Raw genomic sequence first — 15,834 nt, 5'->3', positions numbered from 1 at the left:
GTTATGCGCACCGGCTCATTTAAAAAAAAGGGGACGGAGGGGATTAAGTCGTAATCAGCTTGGCCGATTGCGACTTAATCCCCTCCGTCCCCTTTTTTTTAGTGGACGGTGGTGTTTCCGCGCGGATCCAGGCGGTCGATCACGCCTTGCATGGCGCTGTCGAAGGCGCCGTCATCCACGTGCGGGCGCAGGCGGCCCAGGCGCACCATCACCGCCAGTTCTTCCGGCGATGCGACGCAGAAGCGAACGCCGCGGCGGTTGACGAACAGCAGCCGTTGCGAGATCGGACTGATCCACGACAGCTTGCCGGCCTGCACCTTGCCGTCCTTGTCGATGAAGTCCAGCCAGATGCCCACTTCCATGCGACGGAAACGATCCGCGTCGGCATTGTCGAAATTGTCGTCTTCCACCGATGCGGTGACGTCCACCGATGCGGTATCCGATGCGGGCGGCGCGGGCAGCACCACCTGCGGCAGCTCGGGCAGCGCGCGCTCCAGTTCCGGGCGCGACTCGGCGATGCTCTGCAGGGTGTCGTGCAACGCATCCACCGCGCGTGCGGCGCCGTCACCGTGCACGCCGACGCTGGCGAACACGCGGCCCAATGCCGGCTGCCAGGCCTGCAGCCACGGCTTGCCGACGATCTTGCGGCGCGCTTCGGCCACTTCATCCAGCAGGCCGTCGGCCAGGGTCAGCGCTTCGGCCACCGATGCACCCTCTTCGCCTTCGCGCAGCAGTGCCAGGGTCAGGTGGTGCTGCCACGGCTGGCGCAGGAACTCGGCGATCGCCTGCGGCAGCGTGGCGTCGGCGATGCGGCGATCCAGTTCGGCACTGGCGCGGGCACGGGCCATTTCCAGTTTTTCCTGGCCGCGCTGGGTTTCGGCGGCGCGCCGCTCGGCGATCTCGATCCGGCGCCGGTGCTGGGCCAGGAAATCGCGGAATTCTTCTTCCAGGGTCAGGAAGATGGCGAGGTTCTCATTGAACTCGGCCACCAGCCGTTCGATGATCTCTTCGACCTTGCCCATCAGCACGCGCTCGGCCTGGCTTTCGCCGGTGTTGCCTTCGCACGCTTCGGCCAGCGAATTGAGCAGCTTGCGGGCCGGATGGGTCTTCTGCACGAACATGCGGCGGTCCAGCATGGCGACCTTGACGAACGGCACCACCAGCCGGCCGATCAACTCGCGCGAACGCCCTTCCAGTTCGCGCTCGTCCAGCATCACGTCGAACAGCATGCCGACCAGGTCGATGGCATCTTCGTCCTGCGGGTCCAGCCGGGCCTGGCTGGGATCCACACCCAGCTGGGTGGCATTGGACAGCACTTCGCTTTTCAGGCGCTGCGCCAGCGATTCCCCGTCTTCGCCGATCGCCGCACGCAGGGTGGCACTCGGCGTGGCCTGCAGCAGCGACAGCACCGACATCATTTCGCGCTGGCTCAGCGGTCGCTGCTGGCCCACCGCGACCTGGGCGGCGGACGTGGCGTCCTCGCGCACATGGCGGGTCTGCCGCAGCAGTTCGTGCAGCGCATCCAGCAGCATGCCCTGCTCACCGCCGGGACCGCCCTGGCCGCCGTCGACATCGCCAGCGTGGCCCTGCAGGTTGCCGCGCTGCTGGGCCCAGCGGTCCGTGAAGCGCTGCGCCCACGCCGGTGCGCCCTGGCTGCCATCGGCACCGTCGGCGCCGGGTGGATGACGCTGCTCCACCAGATCGTCGAGCATGCCCTGCGGCGGCGGGCTGGGCGCCCGTTGCGGAGCCGCACGGCGCGGCGCGGAGACATTCGGCAGCACCCCAGCCTTGGCCAGGTGGTCGTCGACTTTTTCGTAGATCTTGCCGATCGGGGCGTGCAGGTCGCGCTCGCACAGCTTGATCAGCACCAGCCGCACTTCCGGGGCCAGTTCGCAGCCGGCGAAGGCTTCGTGGATGGCTACGCCCAGTTGCTCAGGACTGATCGGGTTGGTGTCGGCGTCCAGCTCCAGACCACCGCCGATCCAGCCCAGGCGCAGGTCGAGCCGACCGAGCACGGATTTGAAATCGCGCAGCAGCAGCATCGCGAACTGACGCACCGCCAGCCGCGATTCCAGCTCGTGTTCGCCGACCAGGCTCAGGCCATCGTCGCGGTGCCCGGACAGCGTCGCTTCGGCCGACAACGGTGCGCCGCTTTCAAAAGCCTCCCAGCTGCGCTGCAGGTGGGCGGAGAAACCGTCGCTGATCTCCTGGCGCCGACGACGCAGTTCACGCATGCCGTCCAGGAACAACAACTGGGATGCGCCAGCAGTAGCGGCGCGATCGAACAGCACGTCGTCAAACCGCGAAAGCACGGTCGTGAACGCAAGCGTGATGGCCGGCAATGCCGCCTCACGGACCAGCATGAGCTGGGACACGTCGCGTCCCGGCGCTCCCATCGGACTGGGCGTCACCATGCGAGAAGGCTCCCCACCTTCGCAGAATCTCGATACGACAACGATGACATGACTGCCCGCGCCTCCCCAGCGCCAGCAGATCGATGGTAGGCCGTCCAAGCCACCGCGGACAGTGAAACAGTCCTCACTTCCGTACCTCATGACCAGACGACCGGCAAGGTACGTATCGTAAGCGCTGCGGGGCCTGCAGCGCGAGCACTGCAACGCGCTCGGCGCACGGCGGGGGCAAGATGGACATCACAGTTGTCGCTGGGGGGAGGTAAACGGGCCGGCGGCCCGTCCGGCCTCGAACTATACCGCCGCCAAGGTGATGAACCGTTCATCTACAGCGTGAAGAGAGTTCGCACTTTGGCGGTTCGCGACGACGTGCGGATCAGGGACTCAGCGGGGCGCCAGATGGCGCTCGCTATACTGACGTTCCGCTCCAAACGGATGGCTTTCCCGCATGTCTGAACCCGCTGCCCTGCTTGCCCTCGACGCCCGCCGTTCCGTGCCTTCGCGGCAGCTGGGCGAGCCCGGCCCGGACGCCGCCACCCTGCTGCGCATGCTGCAGTCGGCCGTGCGCGTTCCCGACCACGGCAAGCGCGTGCCGTTCCGCTTCCTGAAGATCAGCGGTGATGCCCGCCAGACGCTGGGCGCCTTCCTGGCCGAGCGCGCGCTGCAGCGCGACCCGGACATTTCCGCCGCGCAACTTGACAAGGATCGCCAGCGTTTCGCGCATGCCCCGCTGGTGATCACCGTGGTGGCCAGCCCCAAGCCTGACGCCAAGGTGCCCGAGCAGGAACAGCTGATGACCGCCGGCTGTGTCTGCTTCGCATTGCTGCAGGCCGCCCAGGCCTTTGGTTTCGGTGCGCAGTGGCTGACCGCCTGGATGGCCTTCGACCCGGCCGTACACGCCCACCTGGGCCTGGCCGACGGCGAGCAGATTGCCGGCTTCATCCACATCGGCACCCCGAAGACTGCCGTCCCGGAGCGCGAGCGCCCCGATGCCGCCGCCTTGCTGCAGGACTGGACGGGCGTGGCGTGAGCGCGAGGGTGGACCCGCTGGACTCGCTGGATCCGATCGCCGAAGGCATCGCGCAGGCGCTTGCCGCTGAGCCCGGTGCCCGCCCGCCGTTGTACCTGGTGGATGCCAGCATCTACATCTTCCGCGCGTGGCACTCACTGCCCGACCAGTTCCAGGACGCGCAGGGCTGGCCGACCAACGCAGTGCATGGCTTTGCCCGGTTCCTGCTGGAACTGCTGGAGCGCCAGCGCCCGCAGCACATCGCCATCGCCTTCGACGAGGCGCTGGACAGCTGCTACCGCAACCGCCTGTACCCGGCCTACAAGGCCAACCGCGATCCGGCACCGGAGGAACTGCGGCGCCAGTTCGTGCACTGCAAGGCGCTGTGCGCCGCGCTCGGGCTGGCGGTGTTGGGCCACGCTGACTACGAGGCCGATGACCTGATCGGCAGCGCGCTGCATGCGCACCGGGCCAGCCACCGCGGCATCATCATCTCCGCCGACAAGGACCTGTCGCAGCTGCTGCTGCAGCATGACGAACAGTGGGATTTCGCCCGCAACGTGCGCTGGGACATGCACGGGGTGAAGGGCCGGCTCGGCGTGCACGCGCACCAGGTCGCCGATTTCCTCGCGCTGTGCGGTGATGCGGTGGACAACATCCCCGGCATCACCGGCGTGGGCAGCAAGTCCGCCGCCGTGCTGCTGGCTCATTTCGGCAGCCTGGACGCGCTGTACGAGCGTCTGGACGAAGTACCGTTCCTGCGCCTGCGCGGCGCCAGCCAGATGGCGGTGCGGCTGCGCGAACAGCGCGAACACGCATTGCTGTGGCGCGAGCTGACCACCATCGCGTTGAACGCGCCGCTGGATGGCACCGTTGCCGGCATGCCGCGCGGCCAGGCCGACGGCGAACTGCTGGAAGGCCTGTGCAGCACCCTGCGCTTCGGCCCGCTGACCCGCCGCCGGCTGTTTGCTGCCGCCGGCCTGGCCGACGCCTCCGCACCTCCTCCTTACCCTCCATCAAGCGAGTTCGCATGAGCCAGCGCAACAACGACCCCCCGCGCGTCGTCTTCGAAGGCAAGTTCCAGCGCATGGTGGTGCGCGGCACCTGGGAGTACAGCGAACGCACCCATGCCGGTGGACTGGCGGCGATCATCATCGCGGTCACCCCGCAGGACCACGTGCTGTTCGTCGAACAGTTCCGCGTGCCGCTGCAGGCACGGACCATCGAAATGCCGGCCGGCCTGGTCGGTGACATCGACGCCGGTGAATCCATCGAAATTTCCGCCGTGCGCGAGCTGGAAGAAGAAACCGGCTGGACCGCCGAACACGCCGAGGTCTTGATGATCGGCCCGACGTCTTCCGGTGCCAGCAGCGAGAAAATCGCCTTCGTGCGCGCTACCGGGCTGACCCGGGTCGGTGCCGGTGGCGGTGATGACAGCGAAGACATCACCGTGCACGAAATACCGCGTGCGCAGGCTGCTGCCTGGCTGGTGCAGAAGATCGCCGAAGGCTACGAGCTGGATGCCAAGCTGTGGGCCGGGCTGTGGATGATCGACCACCATCTGGACGGCACCCCGCGTGGCTGATACCAGAGCGCACGCACAACCCGCGTTGCTGGACGCGCATGACCCTGCGGTCTACACGATCCACCAGCCGCAGGGCAGCTCCGACTTCCTGCTGCTGGCCGACCATGCGGGGCAGCAGGTACCGCGCTCGCTGGCGGCACTGGGCCTGCCGCAGGCGGAGCTGGACCGGCACATCGGCTGGGACATCGGCATTGCCGGCACCACCCGCGCACTGGCACAGCGGCTGGATGCCTGGGCCATTGAACAGACTTATTCGCGGCTGTTGATCGACTGCAACCGGCCGCTGGCATCGCCCACGCTGATCCCCGAAACCAGCGATGGCACCGTGGTGCCGGGCAACACGGCGCTGACGGCCGCGCAGAGGCAGCAACGCATCGATGCCATCCATGCGCCGTACCACGCACGCATCAACGCGGAACTGGATGCACGCCGCGATGCCGCGCACCCGACCCTGCTGGTGATGATGCACAGCTTCACCCCGGTGATGAACGGCGTGCAGCGGCCCTGGCATGCCGGCGTGCTGTATCACCAGGACACGCGTTTCGCGCAGCCGCTGCTGCGCGCGCTGGGCGAAGAGGGCGACCTGGTGGTCGGGGACAACCAGCCGTACTCGGTGACCCCGACCAGTGATTACGCGGTGCCCGTGCACGGTGAAGGCCGTGGCCTGGTGCATGTGGAACTGGAGATCCGCCAGGACCTTATCGCCGACGAAGCCGGCCAGCAGGCCTGGGCGGAACGGCTGGCGCGGATTTTCAGCGGCCTGCAGGCGGAGCTGCTGCACCGGTAATGCCATGGGTAGTGACGGCCGTTGGTGGGTGACGACCAACGGTCGTCACCCACCAACGCTCCATGGCAGTGCCCCACGAAAACAGCCCCTCAGCGCGGCGGGCGCAGCCACAACGCAACCCCCACGCCCAGCAGCGCAAACGCCGCCGCGCCGTACTGCGCGTTGACCAGCCCCTGCAGCGCCTCGACGCTGCTGCCGGATGCATCGGCGTGGCGCCCGGCATTGGCCAGCATCACCAGCACCGCCAATCCCAGTGCCCCGCCAATCTGCTGTGCGGTGGCGGCCATGCCCGATGCCACGCCCTGCTGCGCCGCCGGCACACCCTGCCCGGCCACGATCCACATCGCCGTCCAGGTCATGCCCTGCCCCAGGCTCAACACCACCACGCCCGGCAACAGCGCCCAGTAGCCGGCGCCATGCGGAAGCGCCAGCGCCACCGCCGCGATACCCACCGCACCGCCCCCCATGCCCCACGCCAGCACCTGCCGCGGCGAGCGCCGCGCCAGCATCTTCTCGGCCACCGTAATGCCATAGGTGCATACCAGCGTGGGCAGCAGGAAAGCCAGCCCGGCCTGCAGCGGACTCCAGCCGTAACCATCCTGGAAGTACAGCGCCAGGAAGTAGTACTGCACGCCGAAGCTGCTCATGAACAGCAGGGTCAGCAGCATCGCCGCGCGCAGGCTGCGCAGCCGCAGCAGCGAGAACTGCATCAACGGATCACGGCTGCGCTGTTCAATCATCACGAACACCCCGAGCAGCACCACCGACACCAGCAGGCAGCCGAGCGTGGCCGGGGCCGTCCAGCCCCATTCCGGCCCCTGCACCAGCGAGGTGACCAGCAGGCTGCCGCCCAGCGTCACGGTCAGGCAGCCGGCCAGATCGAACGATCGACCACGCTGCGGCGCCGCGTCACGCGGCAGCCAGTAACCGCCCAGCACCGCGCAGGCACCGGCGAAAGGCACGATCACCAGCAGCACCGACGACCAGCCGAAGGCCTGGGTCAGCACCCCGCCCAGCAGCGTGCCCAACGCCAGTCCACCGGCGCTGGCCATGCTCCAGATCGCCAGTGCACGATTGCGCGTCGCACCTTCGGCGTAGATGGTATTGATCAGCGACAGCGTGGCCGGGAACAGCAGCGCCGCGCCGATGCCCTGCGCAGCGCGCGCGGCGATCAACGTCCCCGCGCTGCTGCTCAGGCCACCGACCAGCGAGGCCAGCGCGAACAGCGCCATGCCCAGCCGATACATGCGGCGACGGCCGAGAAGGTCGGCGGCGCGCCCGCCCAGCAGCAGGCAGCCCCCGAAGGCCACGGTGTACGCACTGACGATCCATTGCAGCTGCTGTGCGTTGATCCGCAGCTGCACGCCCATCTCATGCAGGGCCACGAAGATGATGGTGGCGTCCAGGGCGATGATCAGCTGCGCCATCGCCAGCAGGGTCAGCGCCAGGCGCGGGGGAAACGGGGAAGTGGGAGCGCTCATGCCGAAGGTCGTGCGGGGAAGGCGGGCAGTCTCATTGATGACGGCCGACATTGAAAGCGGGATACTTCGATTTCTGTAATGCGTCAGCGCATCAATCAAGGATCAGCTATGGATCTCAACGCCGTGCGCATGCTGGTACAGGTCGCCGAGGCACGCAGTTTCACCACCGCTGCAGGACAGCTGGGCATCAGCCAATCCGGCCTGTCGCGGGCGATCGGACGGCTGGAAAGCGCGCTGGGCGTGCGCCTGCTCCATCGCAACACGCGCAACGTCAGCCTGACCCCGGACGGGCGCCAGTTCGTGGAGCACTGCACGCCCCTGCTGTGTGGCCTGGAAGATGCCGAGCGCAAGCTCGGCGATCGGCCGTGCATGCCATCGGGGGTGCTCAAGCTCACCGCGCCGTCGATGTTCGGGCGCAAGGTGCTGGTGCCGATGGCGGGAAAGCTGATGGCCGAGCACCCGCAGCTGCAGTTCGAGCTGGTGCTCAATGATCGCCTGGTCGACCTGGTCGAAGAAGGCTTCGATGCCGCGCTGCGCACCGGCCCGATCAGTGATGTGCGGATGGTCGCGCGGCCGCTGCGGCCGCTGCGCTGGGTGACCGTCGCCTCGCCCGGTTACATCGCCCGGCACGGCGCTCCGGCGACGGTGGACGCGCTGCAGGACCACACCTGCCTGGCGGTGCGCAACCTGCGCAGCGGGCGGCTGGTGGACTGGCAGTTCCGCCTGCACGATGGGCAGCTGCGCGAGTTCACCGCCGCGGCGCCGATGGTGTTCGACAGTGGCGATCCGCTGGTGGACGCGGCGTTGGCCGGGATCGGCATCGTGCAGGTGATGGATTTCGCGGTGGCCGATGCACTGGCCGATGGCCGACTGCAGCGCGTGCTGCAGCCGTTTGAAGGCCGCGAACGCGCCCTGTCGCTGGTGTATCCACCGTCGCGGCAGGCCTCGCCGAAGATGAAGGTGCTGGCCGACGCGCTGCTGGCCGGCGACTGGTAGGCGCCGGTAGTGACGGCCGCTGGCCGTCAGCCGTCAGCGGAAAGGCGGTGACGACCAACGGTCGTCACCCACCGGGCCGGGGACGGTCACCACCGGGTGCAGGTGACGGCCAGCGGCCGTCACTACCGCGGACGGTTCAGGCGAACGAATCGGTCGCGCGCACCAGCGCGTCCACGTTCTCCGCTTCGAACGCGGAATGGCCGGAGGCCGGGCTGATCTGCAGCTTCGCCTTCGGCCAGGCCTTGCTCAGCTCCCAGGCGTTGGCCAGCGGGCATACCACGTCGTAGCGACCGTGCACGATCACCCCGGGGATGTCGGCGATGCGGTGCGCGTCGCGCAGCAGCTGGTCTTCCACCTCGAAGAAGCCACCGTTGACGAAGTAGTGGTTTTCGATGCGCGCGAAGGCGAGCGCAAACTGCGGATCTTCATGGCTGTTGACGAAGTCATCGTCCACATGCAGGAAGCTGGTCGCCCCTTCCCACACGCTCCAGGCCTTGGCCGCGGCTAGCCGGGTGGCCTCGTCTTCGCTGGTCAGGCGACGATGGAAGGCGGAAATCAGGTCGTGGCGCTCGACGGTCGGGATCGGCTTGAGGTAATGCTCCCACGCATCCGGGAACAGGCGATTGGCGCCTTCCTGGTAGAACCACTCCAGTTCCCAGCGGCGCAGCATGAAGATCCCGCGCAGCACCAGTTCGGTCACCCGCTGCGGATGGGTTTCGGCATACGCCAGCGCCAGCGTCGAACCCCAGCTGCCGCCGAACACCTGCCAGCGATCCACCGACAGGTGTTCGCGCAGTTTTTCGATATCGGCCACCAGGTCCCAGGTGGTGTTGTCCACCAGGTCCGCGTGCGGGGTGGACCGCCCGGCACCGCGCTGGTCGAACAGGATGATGCGGTACTTGGCCGGGTCGTGGAACTGGCGCATCTTGTCGCTGCAGCCGCCGCCCGGCCCACCGTGCAACATCACCACCGGCTTGCCGTCCGGGTTGCCGCACTGTTCGAAGTACAGCGTGTGGCGGTCATCGACCTTCAGGGTGCCGACGTCATAGGGGGTGATGGCGGGGTACAGCGTACGCATGCTTGCAGCTCCGTGGTGATGCCCCGCGCGCGGCAGGACAGAGCCCTCATTCTAGGCCGGTCGCCGGCCCAGCGTGACCCGGTCGCGCTGCTCCAGGTCCTGTACCGTTTCCACTTCATTCAAGCCCGCCTGCTGCAGCAGCGCGCGGATCGCCGCGCCCTGGTCCCAGCCGTGTTCCAGCAGCAGCCAGCCACCGGGCAGCAGGTGGGCGGTCGCCCCATCGGCGATCAGCCGGATGTCATCCAGCCCGTCGTGTCCGGAGGCGAGCGCGGTCGCAGGTTCGAAGCGCAGGTCACCGCGCGCAAGGTGCGGATCGTCGCTGGCGATGTAGGGCGGATTGCTGGCGATCAGGTCAAAGCGGCGTCCCTGCAGCGGCGCATACCAGGCGCCCTGCGCGAACGTCACGTTGGCCACCGTGTTGCGCGCGGCATTGCGCGTGGCCACCGCCAGCGCCTGGGCACTGAAATCGGTCGCCAGCACCTGTGCGAGGGGGCGTTCACTGGCCAGCGCTAGTGCGATGGCGCCGCTGCCGGTGCCGAGATCGGCGATCGCACACGGCTGATCCGCAGGCAGCCGCGCCAGCGCATGTTCGACCAGCAACTCGGTTTCCGGCCGCGGGATCAGGGTGGCCGGGGTGACCTCCAGCTGCAGCGTCCAGAAGCCCCACTGGCCGGTGATGTAGGCCACCGGTTCGCCTGCCACGCGACGCGCCAGCAGTGCGTGGAAGCTGTCGCGCTCGGCCAGGCCGAGCGGATCCGTGGCATGCGCGAACAGCCAGCTGCGGGGTCGCTGCAGTGCATGCAGCAGCAACAGCTCGGCCTCGTGCCGGGCCTGCGCACCGCCCAGCCGGGCTGCGGCGTCAGCCAGCAGGTCGCGTATCAGCATGTCGGGTCGCGCGCTCATGGTCAGCACCTTGCGTGGGGGCGGCAGCTTAGCCCAAGGCGTCGCAACGAACCCGGCACGCGGCGACATCACGGGACCGGAGGCGATGCGCGTCGTTCAGCTGCAGCCTCACCCAGCATTGGCTGAGGCTATCAGGAGCCCCACCCGATGACGCACGCAAGGCATTGAATCCATTGAGTTAAAGCAGGAAAACCCGCCGACAGACTTCACGACGCCCCTCTTTTTTAATAGTTACAGCCTATTGGATGCATGCGATCAATGCATTGTCCTTATTGAATTGAAGCCGGTACTCTAGGTCCTGTCGCTAGACCCACTCCCCTTCACCCAAGAGGAATATCCATGTCCCTGATCAACACCCAGATCCAGCCGTTCGAAGCCAATGCGTACCTGAATGGCGAGTTCATCAAGGTTTCCGACCGTACCCTGAAGGGCCAGTGGTCCGTCCTGATCTTCATGCCGGCCGCTTTCACCTTCAACTGCCCGACCGAAATCGAAGACGCGGCTGACCATTACGCCGAGTTCCAGAAGGCCGGTGCCGAGGTCTACATCGTCACCACCGACTCGCACTTCGCCCACAAGATCTGGCACGAAACCTCGCCGGCCGTCGGCAAGGCGCAGTTCCCGCTGGTCGGCGATCCGACCCACCAGCTGACCAATGCCTTCGGCGTGCACATCCAGGAAGATGGCATGGCCCTGCGTGGCACCTTCGTCATCAACCCGGAAGGCGTGATCAAGACCCTGGAGATCCACTCCAACGAGATCGCCCGTGACGTGTCCGAGACCCTGCGCAAGCTGAAGGCTGCCCAGTTCACCGCCGCCAACCCGAACCAGGTCTGCCCGGCCAAGTGGAAGGAAGGCGAGAAGACCCTGACCCCGTCGCTGGACCTGGTCGGCAAGATCTAAACGCTGCATTTTGCTCCCATGCCCGCCCCACGCGGGCGTGGGGGTGAACCGAAGCCAGCCGCTGATGCCAGCAGCCGCCAGCCCCTTCCCCTGCGGCTGTCTTCGGTTCACCCCTACCCCCTGCTGGTCCGCTACGCTCTGTCGCGGTGCCACGCCCCCGTTTTGCCTGAAGCCAGGAGAAGACCATGTTGGACGCCAACCTGCAGTCGCAGCTGAAGACCTACCTGGAGCGCGTGACGCGTCCCATCCAGATCACCGCGCGTGCCGATGACGGCGCCAAGGCGCAGGAGATGCTGGAGCTGCTGACCACCATTGACGGCCTGTCCGACCAGATCAGCCTGACCGTGCTGCGCGACGGCGTCGGCCGGGTGCCCTCCTTCGACCTGGGCAGCCCGGGCCAGGACATCCACCTGACCTTTGCCGGCCTGCCGATGGGCCACGAGTTCACTTCGTTGGTGCTGGCCCTGCTGCAGGTCGGCGGCCACCCGTCCAAGGCCACTGCCGAGGTCATCGAGGCCGTGCAGAACCTGGAAGGCGAGTACAAGTTCGAGACCTACTTCTCGTTGTCCTGCCAGAACTGCCCGGACGTGGTGCAGGCGCTGAACCTGGCGGCTGTACTGAACCCGCGCATCCAGCACGTGGCCATCGACGGCGCCCTGTTCCAGGACGAAGTGGAACAGCGCCAGATCATGTCGGTGCCGACGGTCTACCTCAACGGTGAGCTGTTCGACCAGGGCCGGATGACGCTGGAACAGGTGGTGGCCAAGCTCGATACCGGTGCAGCCAAGCGCGATGCCGCCAAGCTGGCGACCAAGGAGGCCTACGACGTGCTGGTGGTGGGCGGCGGTCCGGCCGGCGCGGCCGCGGCGATCTATGCCGCACGCAAGGGCATCCGGACCGGCGTGGCTGCCGAGCGTTTTGGCGGCCAGGTGCTGGACACGATGGCGATCGAGAACTTCGTTTCGGTGAAGGAAACCGAAGGCCCGAAGATGGCCATGGCGCTGGAACAGCACGTGCGCGAGTACGACGTGGACATCATGAACCTGCAGCGTGCCACCGGCCTGGTGCCGGCGGGCGACGACGGGCTGGTCCAGGTGCAGCTGGAAAACGGCGCGGTGCTCAAGTCGCGCACGGTGATCCTGTCCACCGGCGCGCGCTGGAGGCAGATGAACGTGCCCGGTGAAGACCAGTACCGCAACAAGGGCGTGGCGTACTGCCCGCACTGCGATGGCCCGCTGTTCAAGGGCAAGCGCGTGGCGGTGGTGGGCGGCGGCAATTCCGGCGTGGAAGCGGCGATCGACCTGGCCGGCCTGGTGTCCCACGTCACCCTGCTGGAATTCGACGACAGGCTGCGCGCCGACGAGGTCCTGCAGCGCAAGCTGCACAGCCTGGGCAATGTGACCGTGCTGACCAGCGCACAGACCACGGAAGTCCTGGGCGACGGGCAGAAAGTGAACGGGCTTGTCTACAAGGACCGCATCGGCGGCGATTCGCACCGGGTGGAACTGGAAGGCATCTTCGTGCAAATAGGACTGCTGCCCAATACCGAATTCCTGACTGACGTCATCACCCTCTCGCCGCGAGGTGAAATCGTCATCGATGATCGCGGCCAGACCAATCTTCCCGGAGTGTTTGCCGCCGGAGATTGCACGACCGTACCGTACAAGCAGATCATCATCGCCATGGGCGCAGGATCGACGGCTGCCTTGAGTGCCTTCGATCACCTGATCCGTTCGTCCGTGACCAAGAGCAGCGGTGCCGTCGCCGAAGCTGCCTGACACAGGGTCCCAGGTCACCGGGATCACCGCATGTCCGCTGGGTAAGCCACGCCGTCCCGGTCCCTACCCAATGAGGTCTCAGGATGAACCTACGTGATCTGAAGTACCTGGTGGCGTTGGCCGACCATCGCCATTTCGGCAAGGCCGCCGCGGCGTGTTTCGTCAGCCAACCCACCCTCTCCACCCAGATCCGCAAGCTGGAAGAAGAGCTGGGGTTGCCGCTGGTGGAACGCGCGCCGCGCAAAGTGATGCTGACGCCCGCCGGCGTGGATGCGGCCGCGCGGGCCCGCGTCATCGTGGCCGAAGTGGAACAGATGAAGGAAGCCGCGCGCCGCAGCCGCGACCCGGAGGCAGGCGCGGTCCGGCTGGGGATCTTCCCGACGCTGGGGCCCTACCTGCTGCCCCATGTGATTCCACGCATCCGCGAGCGCTTCCCGCAGCTGGAGCTGCTGCTGGTTGAAGAAAAGAGCGACGTGCTGCTGGCCCGGCTGCGCGAAGGCAAGCTGGATGCCGCACTGCTGGCGCTGCCGGTGCTGGATGACCAGCTGCACACCGAGTTCCTGTTCGAGGAACCGTTCCTGCTGGCCGTGTCGGCCCAGCATCCGCTGGCCAACCGCCGCCAGCTGGATGTGCAGGAGCTGTCCGCGCAACGCCTGCTGCTGCTGGAAGATGGCCACTGCCTGCGCGACCAGGCGCTGGAAGTCTGCCGGCTGTTCGGCGCCAACGAGAAATCCGAGTTCCGTGCCACCAGCCTGGAGACACTGCGCCAGATGGTCGCCGCCGACGTGGGCATCACCTTGATGCCGACGCTGTCGGTGAAGCCGCCGGTTCCGCGTTCGGACAACATCCGGCTGCTCGACCTGGTCGGTGACAATCCGCCAAGCCGCCGGATCGCGATGGCGTGGCGACGCAGCTCGGCGATGAACGGGTTCCTGGAGCAGCTGGCGGACCAGTTCAAGCACCTTCCCGCCTCCCTGTTCACCTTGTCGGGCGGGCCGTTGCTGCCCTCACGACAAGCCGAAAGCGACATCAGCGTCCTGCCGGGCTGAGCCGCAGCCGAACACTGAAGACGGCGGCGCGCGCGGGTGGGTCGATTCCTGCCCCGTTTGTCCCCACAATAGAATCAGGCGGCGCCAACTGGTGCCGCCTTTTGTATGGTCCCTTTCAAGGAGTAGTCCCATGACCACCGCAAGCGGCCTGCCGCCGTCCATTACCGTTTCTTCCCATGATCTGGCCCGTCTGGAGGCCCTGCTGGATTCCCCCGCCGCAAGCGCCTTGCCGGCTGCTGCTGCGCTGTCCGACGAACTGACCCGCGCCGCCGTGAAGGCGCCCGGCGAGATGCCCGAAGGCGTCGTCAAGATGCACTCGCGCGTTGAATGCGAAGATGCCACCTCCGGTGAGAAGCACGTCCTGACCCTGGTCTACCCGCGCGAAGCGAACGTCGACGAACACAAGGTGTCGGTGCTGGCGCCGGTCGGTACCGCATTGCTGGGCCTGTCCATCGGCCAGAGCATCGACTGGGATGCCCCCGGCGGACGCAAGCTCAAGCTGCGCGTCACCGCGGTGCACGACGACGCCCTCTGAAGAATTCCTGTTACCCGGCTGCGCCCCACGCGCGCCCGCACTGATGGAGCTGCAATGAGCACTACCCCGTCCAAACTGGCCCAGCTGCGCGACCTGTCCGTGGTGGTCGCCGATACTGGTGATTACGACGCCATCAAGCGGCTGCAGCCGGTCGATTGCACGACCAATCCGACCCTGGTGAAGAAGGCGCTGGACCTGCCGGTCTATGCGGACCTGATCGCCCGCGAACTGGCCTGGGGCCGCGCACAGGGCGGTGACCGCGAAAGCGTGGTCAACGCCGTGGCCGACCGCCTGACCGTCGGTGTCGGCACGCTGTTGAGCACGCTGGTGCCGGGCCGCGTGTCCACCGAAGTGGATGCGGACAAATCGCATGACACCGAGGCCACCATCGCCAAGGCGCGCCGCTTCGTGCAGATGTACGCCGACGCCGGCGTGCCGCGCGAGAAGATCCTGATCAAGATCGCCGCGACCTGGGAAGGCATCGAAGCGGCACGCGTGCTGCAGGCCGAAGGCATCGACTGCAACCTGACGCTGATCTTCAATCCCACCCAGGCACTGGCCTGCAGCGAAGCCGGTGCGTTCCTGATCTCGCCCTTCGTCGGCCGCATCCTGGACTGGTACGTGGCCAACGGCCAGGCGCCGGCCAGCATCGATGAAGATCCCGGCGTGGTGTTCGTGCGCGGCGTGTACGCCGAGTTCAAGCGCCGCGGTTCGCCGACCGTGGTGATGGGCGCTTCGTTCCGTTCCACGGCGCAGATCGAAGCGCTGGCCGGCTGCGATCGCCTGACGATTTCACCGGATCTGCTGGAAAAGCTGGATGCCGAGCACGGCGACCTGCCGCGCGCGCTGGTAGCAGGTTCCGCTGAGGCCGTGGCGACTGCACCGATCGATGGGGCACGCTTTGCCGCCGACCTGGCTGCCGATCCGATGGCAACGGAGAAACTGGCGACCGGGATCGAGGCGTTCGCGAAGGATCTGGAAAGCCTGCGGGCGCGGATCCGCGCGGAGCTGTGATGGTGGGGGGGTGGTCGAACGGGTGAGCCCCCCTCGCGGGTGGCTGCTGTATAGCTGGCTACTTGCTTGGGGCCGGGCGGTGGGGCTGTGCGGGGGACGGCAAAAGCTGCATCCATGCGGGCCTCGTTTCGCGCCATCCATGGCGCTCAACGCCCCCGCCCAGCCCCACCGCCCGGCCCCTGACGGGCCGTCCCTTACACACATCTGACACTGGCGACGACTCCGTGCGTTGTGATATCGGTGGCGACAGCATCATTAAAGAACACAAACAACCAAGTCAGAAAAAGTCGCAACACTGTCAACGA

General features: G+C 67.0%; 14 protein-coding genes. 10 read left to right on the top strand and 4 right to left on the bottom strand.

The annotated features are described in order from the left end of the window. Window positions 1-98: 98 nt before the first annotated feature. Window positions 99-2,363 (bottom strand): DUF1631 domain-containing protein, encoded by a 2,265-nt coding sequence (locus ABB28_RS16685; protein ID WP_245625365.1) that lies wholly within the window; start codon window positions 2,361-2,363, stop codon window positions 99-101. A gap of 496 nt (window positions 2,364-2,859) precedes the next feature. On the opposite strand from ABB28_RS16685, the gene ABB28_RS16680 reads away from it, so the two are divergent. The 4 genes from ABB28_RS16680 to ABB28_RS16665 are packed head-to-tail and all read left to right on the top strand — an operon-like array spanning window position 2,860 to window position 5,792. Continuing rightward, window positions 2,860-3,441 (top strand): nitroreductase family protein, encoded by a 582-nt coding sequence (locus tag ABB28_RS16680; RefSeq protein ID WP_057687491.1) that lies wholly within the window; start codon window positions 2,860-2,862, stop codon window positions 3,439-3,441. Window positions 3,442-3,467: 26 nt separating this feature from the next. After that, on the top strand, window positions 3,468-4,454 hold the full coding sequence (locus tag ABB28_RS16675; RefSeq protein WP_425479568.1) for a 5'-3' exonuclease: 987 nt from the start codon (window positions 3,468-3,470) through the stop codon (window positions 4,452-4,454). Beyond that, entirely contained in the window at window positions 4,451-5,005 is a 555-nt protein-coding gene (locus ABB28_RS16670) for an NUDIX hydrolase (RefSeq protein WP_057687490.1), read from the top strand. The genes ABB28_RS16675 and ABB28_RS16670 overlap by 4 nt, the downstream gene beginning before the upstream one ends. Continuing rightward, the gene (locus ABB28_RS16665; RefSeq protein WP_057687489.1) at window positions 4,998-5,792 is read left to right on the top strand and encodes an N-formylglutamate amidohydrolase; all 795 of its coding nucleotides are present in this window, start codon (window positions 4,998-5,000) and stop codon (window positions 5,790-5,792) included. The genes ABB28_RS16670 and ABB28_RS16665 overlap by 8 nt, the downstream gene beginning before the upstream one ends. An 89-nt stretch (window positions 5,793-5,881) precedes the next feature. Here ABB28_RS16665 and ABB28_RS16660 read toward each other — a convergent pair whose 3' ends face one another. Next, complete coding sequence (locus tag ABB28_RS16660) at window positions 5,882-7,273, bottom strand: MFS transporter (RefSeq protein WP_057687488.1); 1,392 nt, start codon at window positions 7,271-7,273, stop codon at window positions 5,882-5,884. Window positions 7,274-7,381: 108 nt separating this feature from the next. Here ABB28_RS16660 and ABB28_RS16655 point away from each other — a divergent pair, with 108 nt between their 5' ends. Next, on the top strand, window positions 7,382-8,269 hold the full coding sequence (locus ABB28_RS16655; protein ID WP_057687487.1) for a LysR family transcriptional regulator: 888 nt from the start codon (window positions 7,382-7,384) through the stop codon (window positions 8,267-8,269). 136 nt (window positions 8,270-8,405) lie between these two features. Here the strand turns inward: ABB28_RS16655 and pip are convergent, their stop codons facing one another. Both pip and prmC read right to left on the bottom strand, forming a co-directional pair. Then, on the bottom strand, window positions 8,406-9,347 hold the full coding sequence (gene pip, locus ABB28_RS16650; protein WP_057687486.1) for a prolyl aminopeptidase: 942 nt from the start codon (window positions 9,345-9,347) through the stop codon (window positions 8,406-8,408). Window positions 9,348-9,398: 51 nt separating this feature from the next. Then, a complete protein-coding gene (prmC, locus tag ABB28_RS16645; RefSeq protein ID WP_057687485.1) occupies window positions 9,399-10,250 on the bottom strand; it encodes a peptide chain release factor N(5)-glutamine methyltransferase in 852 nt (283 codons plus the stop codon). 339 nt (window positions 10,251-10,589) lie between these two features. On the opposite strand from prmC, the gene ahpC reads away from it, so the two are divergent. The 5 genes from ahpC to ABB28_RS16620 all read left to right on the top strand — a co-directional run bounded on the left by ahpC (window position 10,590) and on the right by ABB28_RS16620 (window position 15,529). Further along, window positions 10,590-11,153, top strand: coding sequence for an alkyl hydroperoxide reductase subunit C (gene ahpC / locus ABB28_RS16640; protein WP_057687484.1), 564 nt, complete (start codon window positions 10,590-10,592; stop codon window positions 11,151-11,153). A 185-nt stretch (window positions 11,154-11,338) separates the two neighbouring features. After that, window positions 11,339-12,931 (top strand): alkyl hydroperoxide reductase subunit F, encoded by a 1,593-nt coding sequence (gene ahpF, locus ABB28_RS16635; RefSeq protein WP_057687483.1) that lies wholly within the window; start codon window positions 11,339-11,341, stop codon window positions 12,929-12,931. Between the two features lie 83 nt (window positions 12,932-13,014). Continuing rightward, complete coding sequence (locus tag ABB28_RS16630) at window positions 13,015-13,980, top strand: LysR substrate-binding domain-containing protein (protein ID WP_057687482.1); 966 nt, start codon at window positions 13,015-13,017, stop codon at window positions 13,978-13,980. Between the two features lie 130 nt (window positions 13,981-14,110). After that, complete coding sequence (rnk, locus tag ABB28_RS16625; RefSeq protein WP_057687481.1) at window positions 14,111-14,515, top strand: nucleoside diphosphate kinase regulator; 405 nt, start codon at window positions 14,111-14,113, stop codon at window positions 14,513-14,515. 54 nt (window positions 14,516-14,569) lie between these two features. Further along, window positions 14,570-15,529 carry a transaldolase gene (locus ABB28_RS16620; protein ID WP_057687480.1) on the top strand — a complete coding sequence of 320 codons (960 nt, stop codon included), beginning with the start codon at window positions 14,570-14,572 and terminating at the stop codon, window positions 15,527-15,529. Window positions 15,530-15,834: the final 305 nt, after the last annotated feature.

It is taken from the genome of Stenotrophomonas chelatiphaga, assembly GCF_001431535.1.
GTDB lineage: Bacteria > Pseudomonadota > Gammaproteobacteria > Xanthomonadales > Xanthomonadaceae > Stenotrophomonas > Stenotrophomonas chelatiphaga.
The sequence above is the reverse complement of the archived record's forward strand: the minus strand, read 5'-3'. Positions and strand labels throughout refer to the sequence as shown.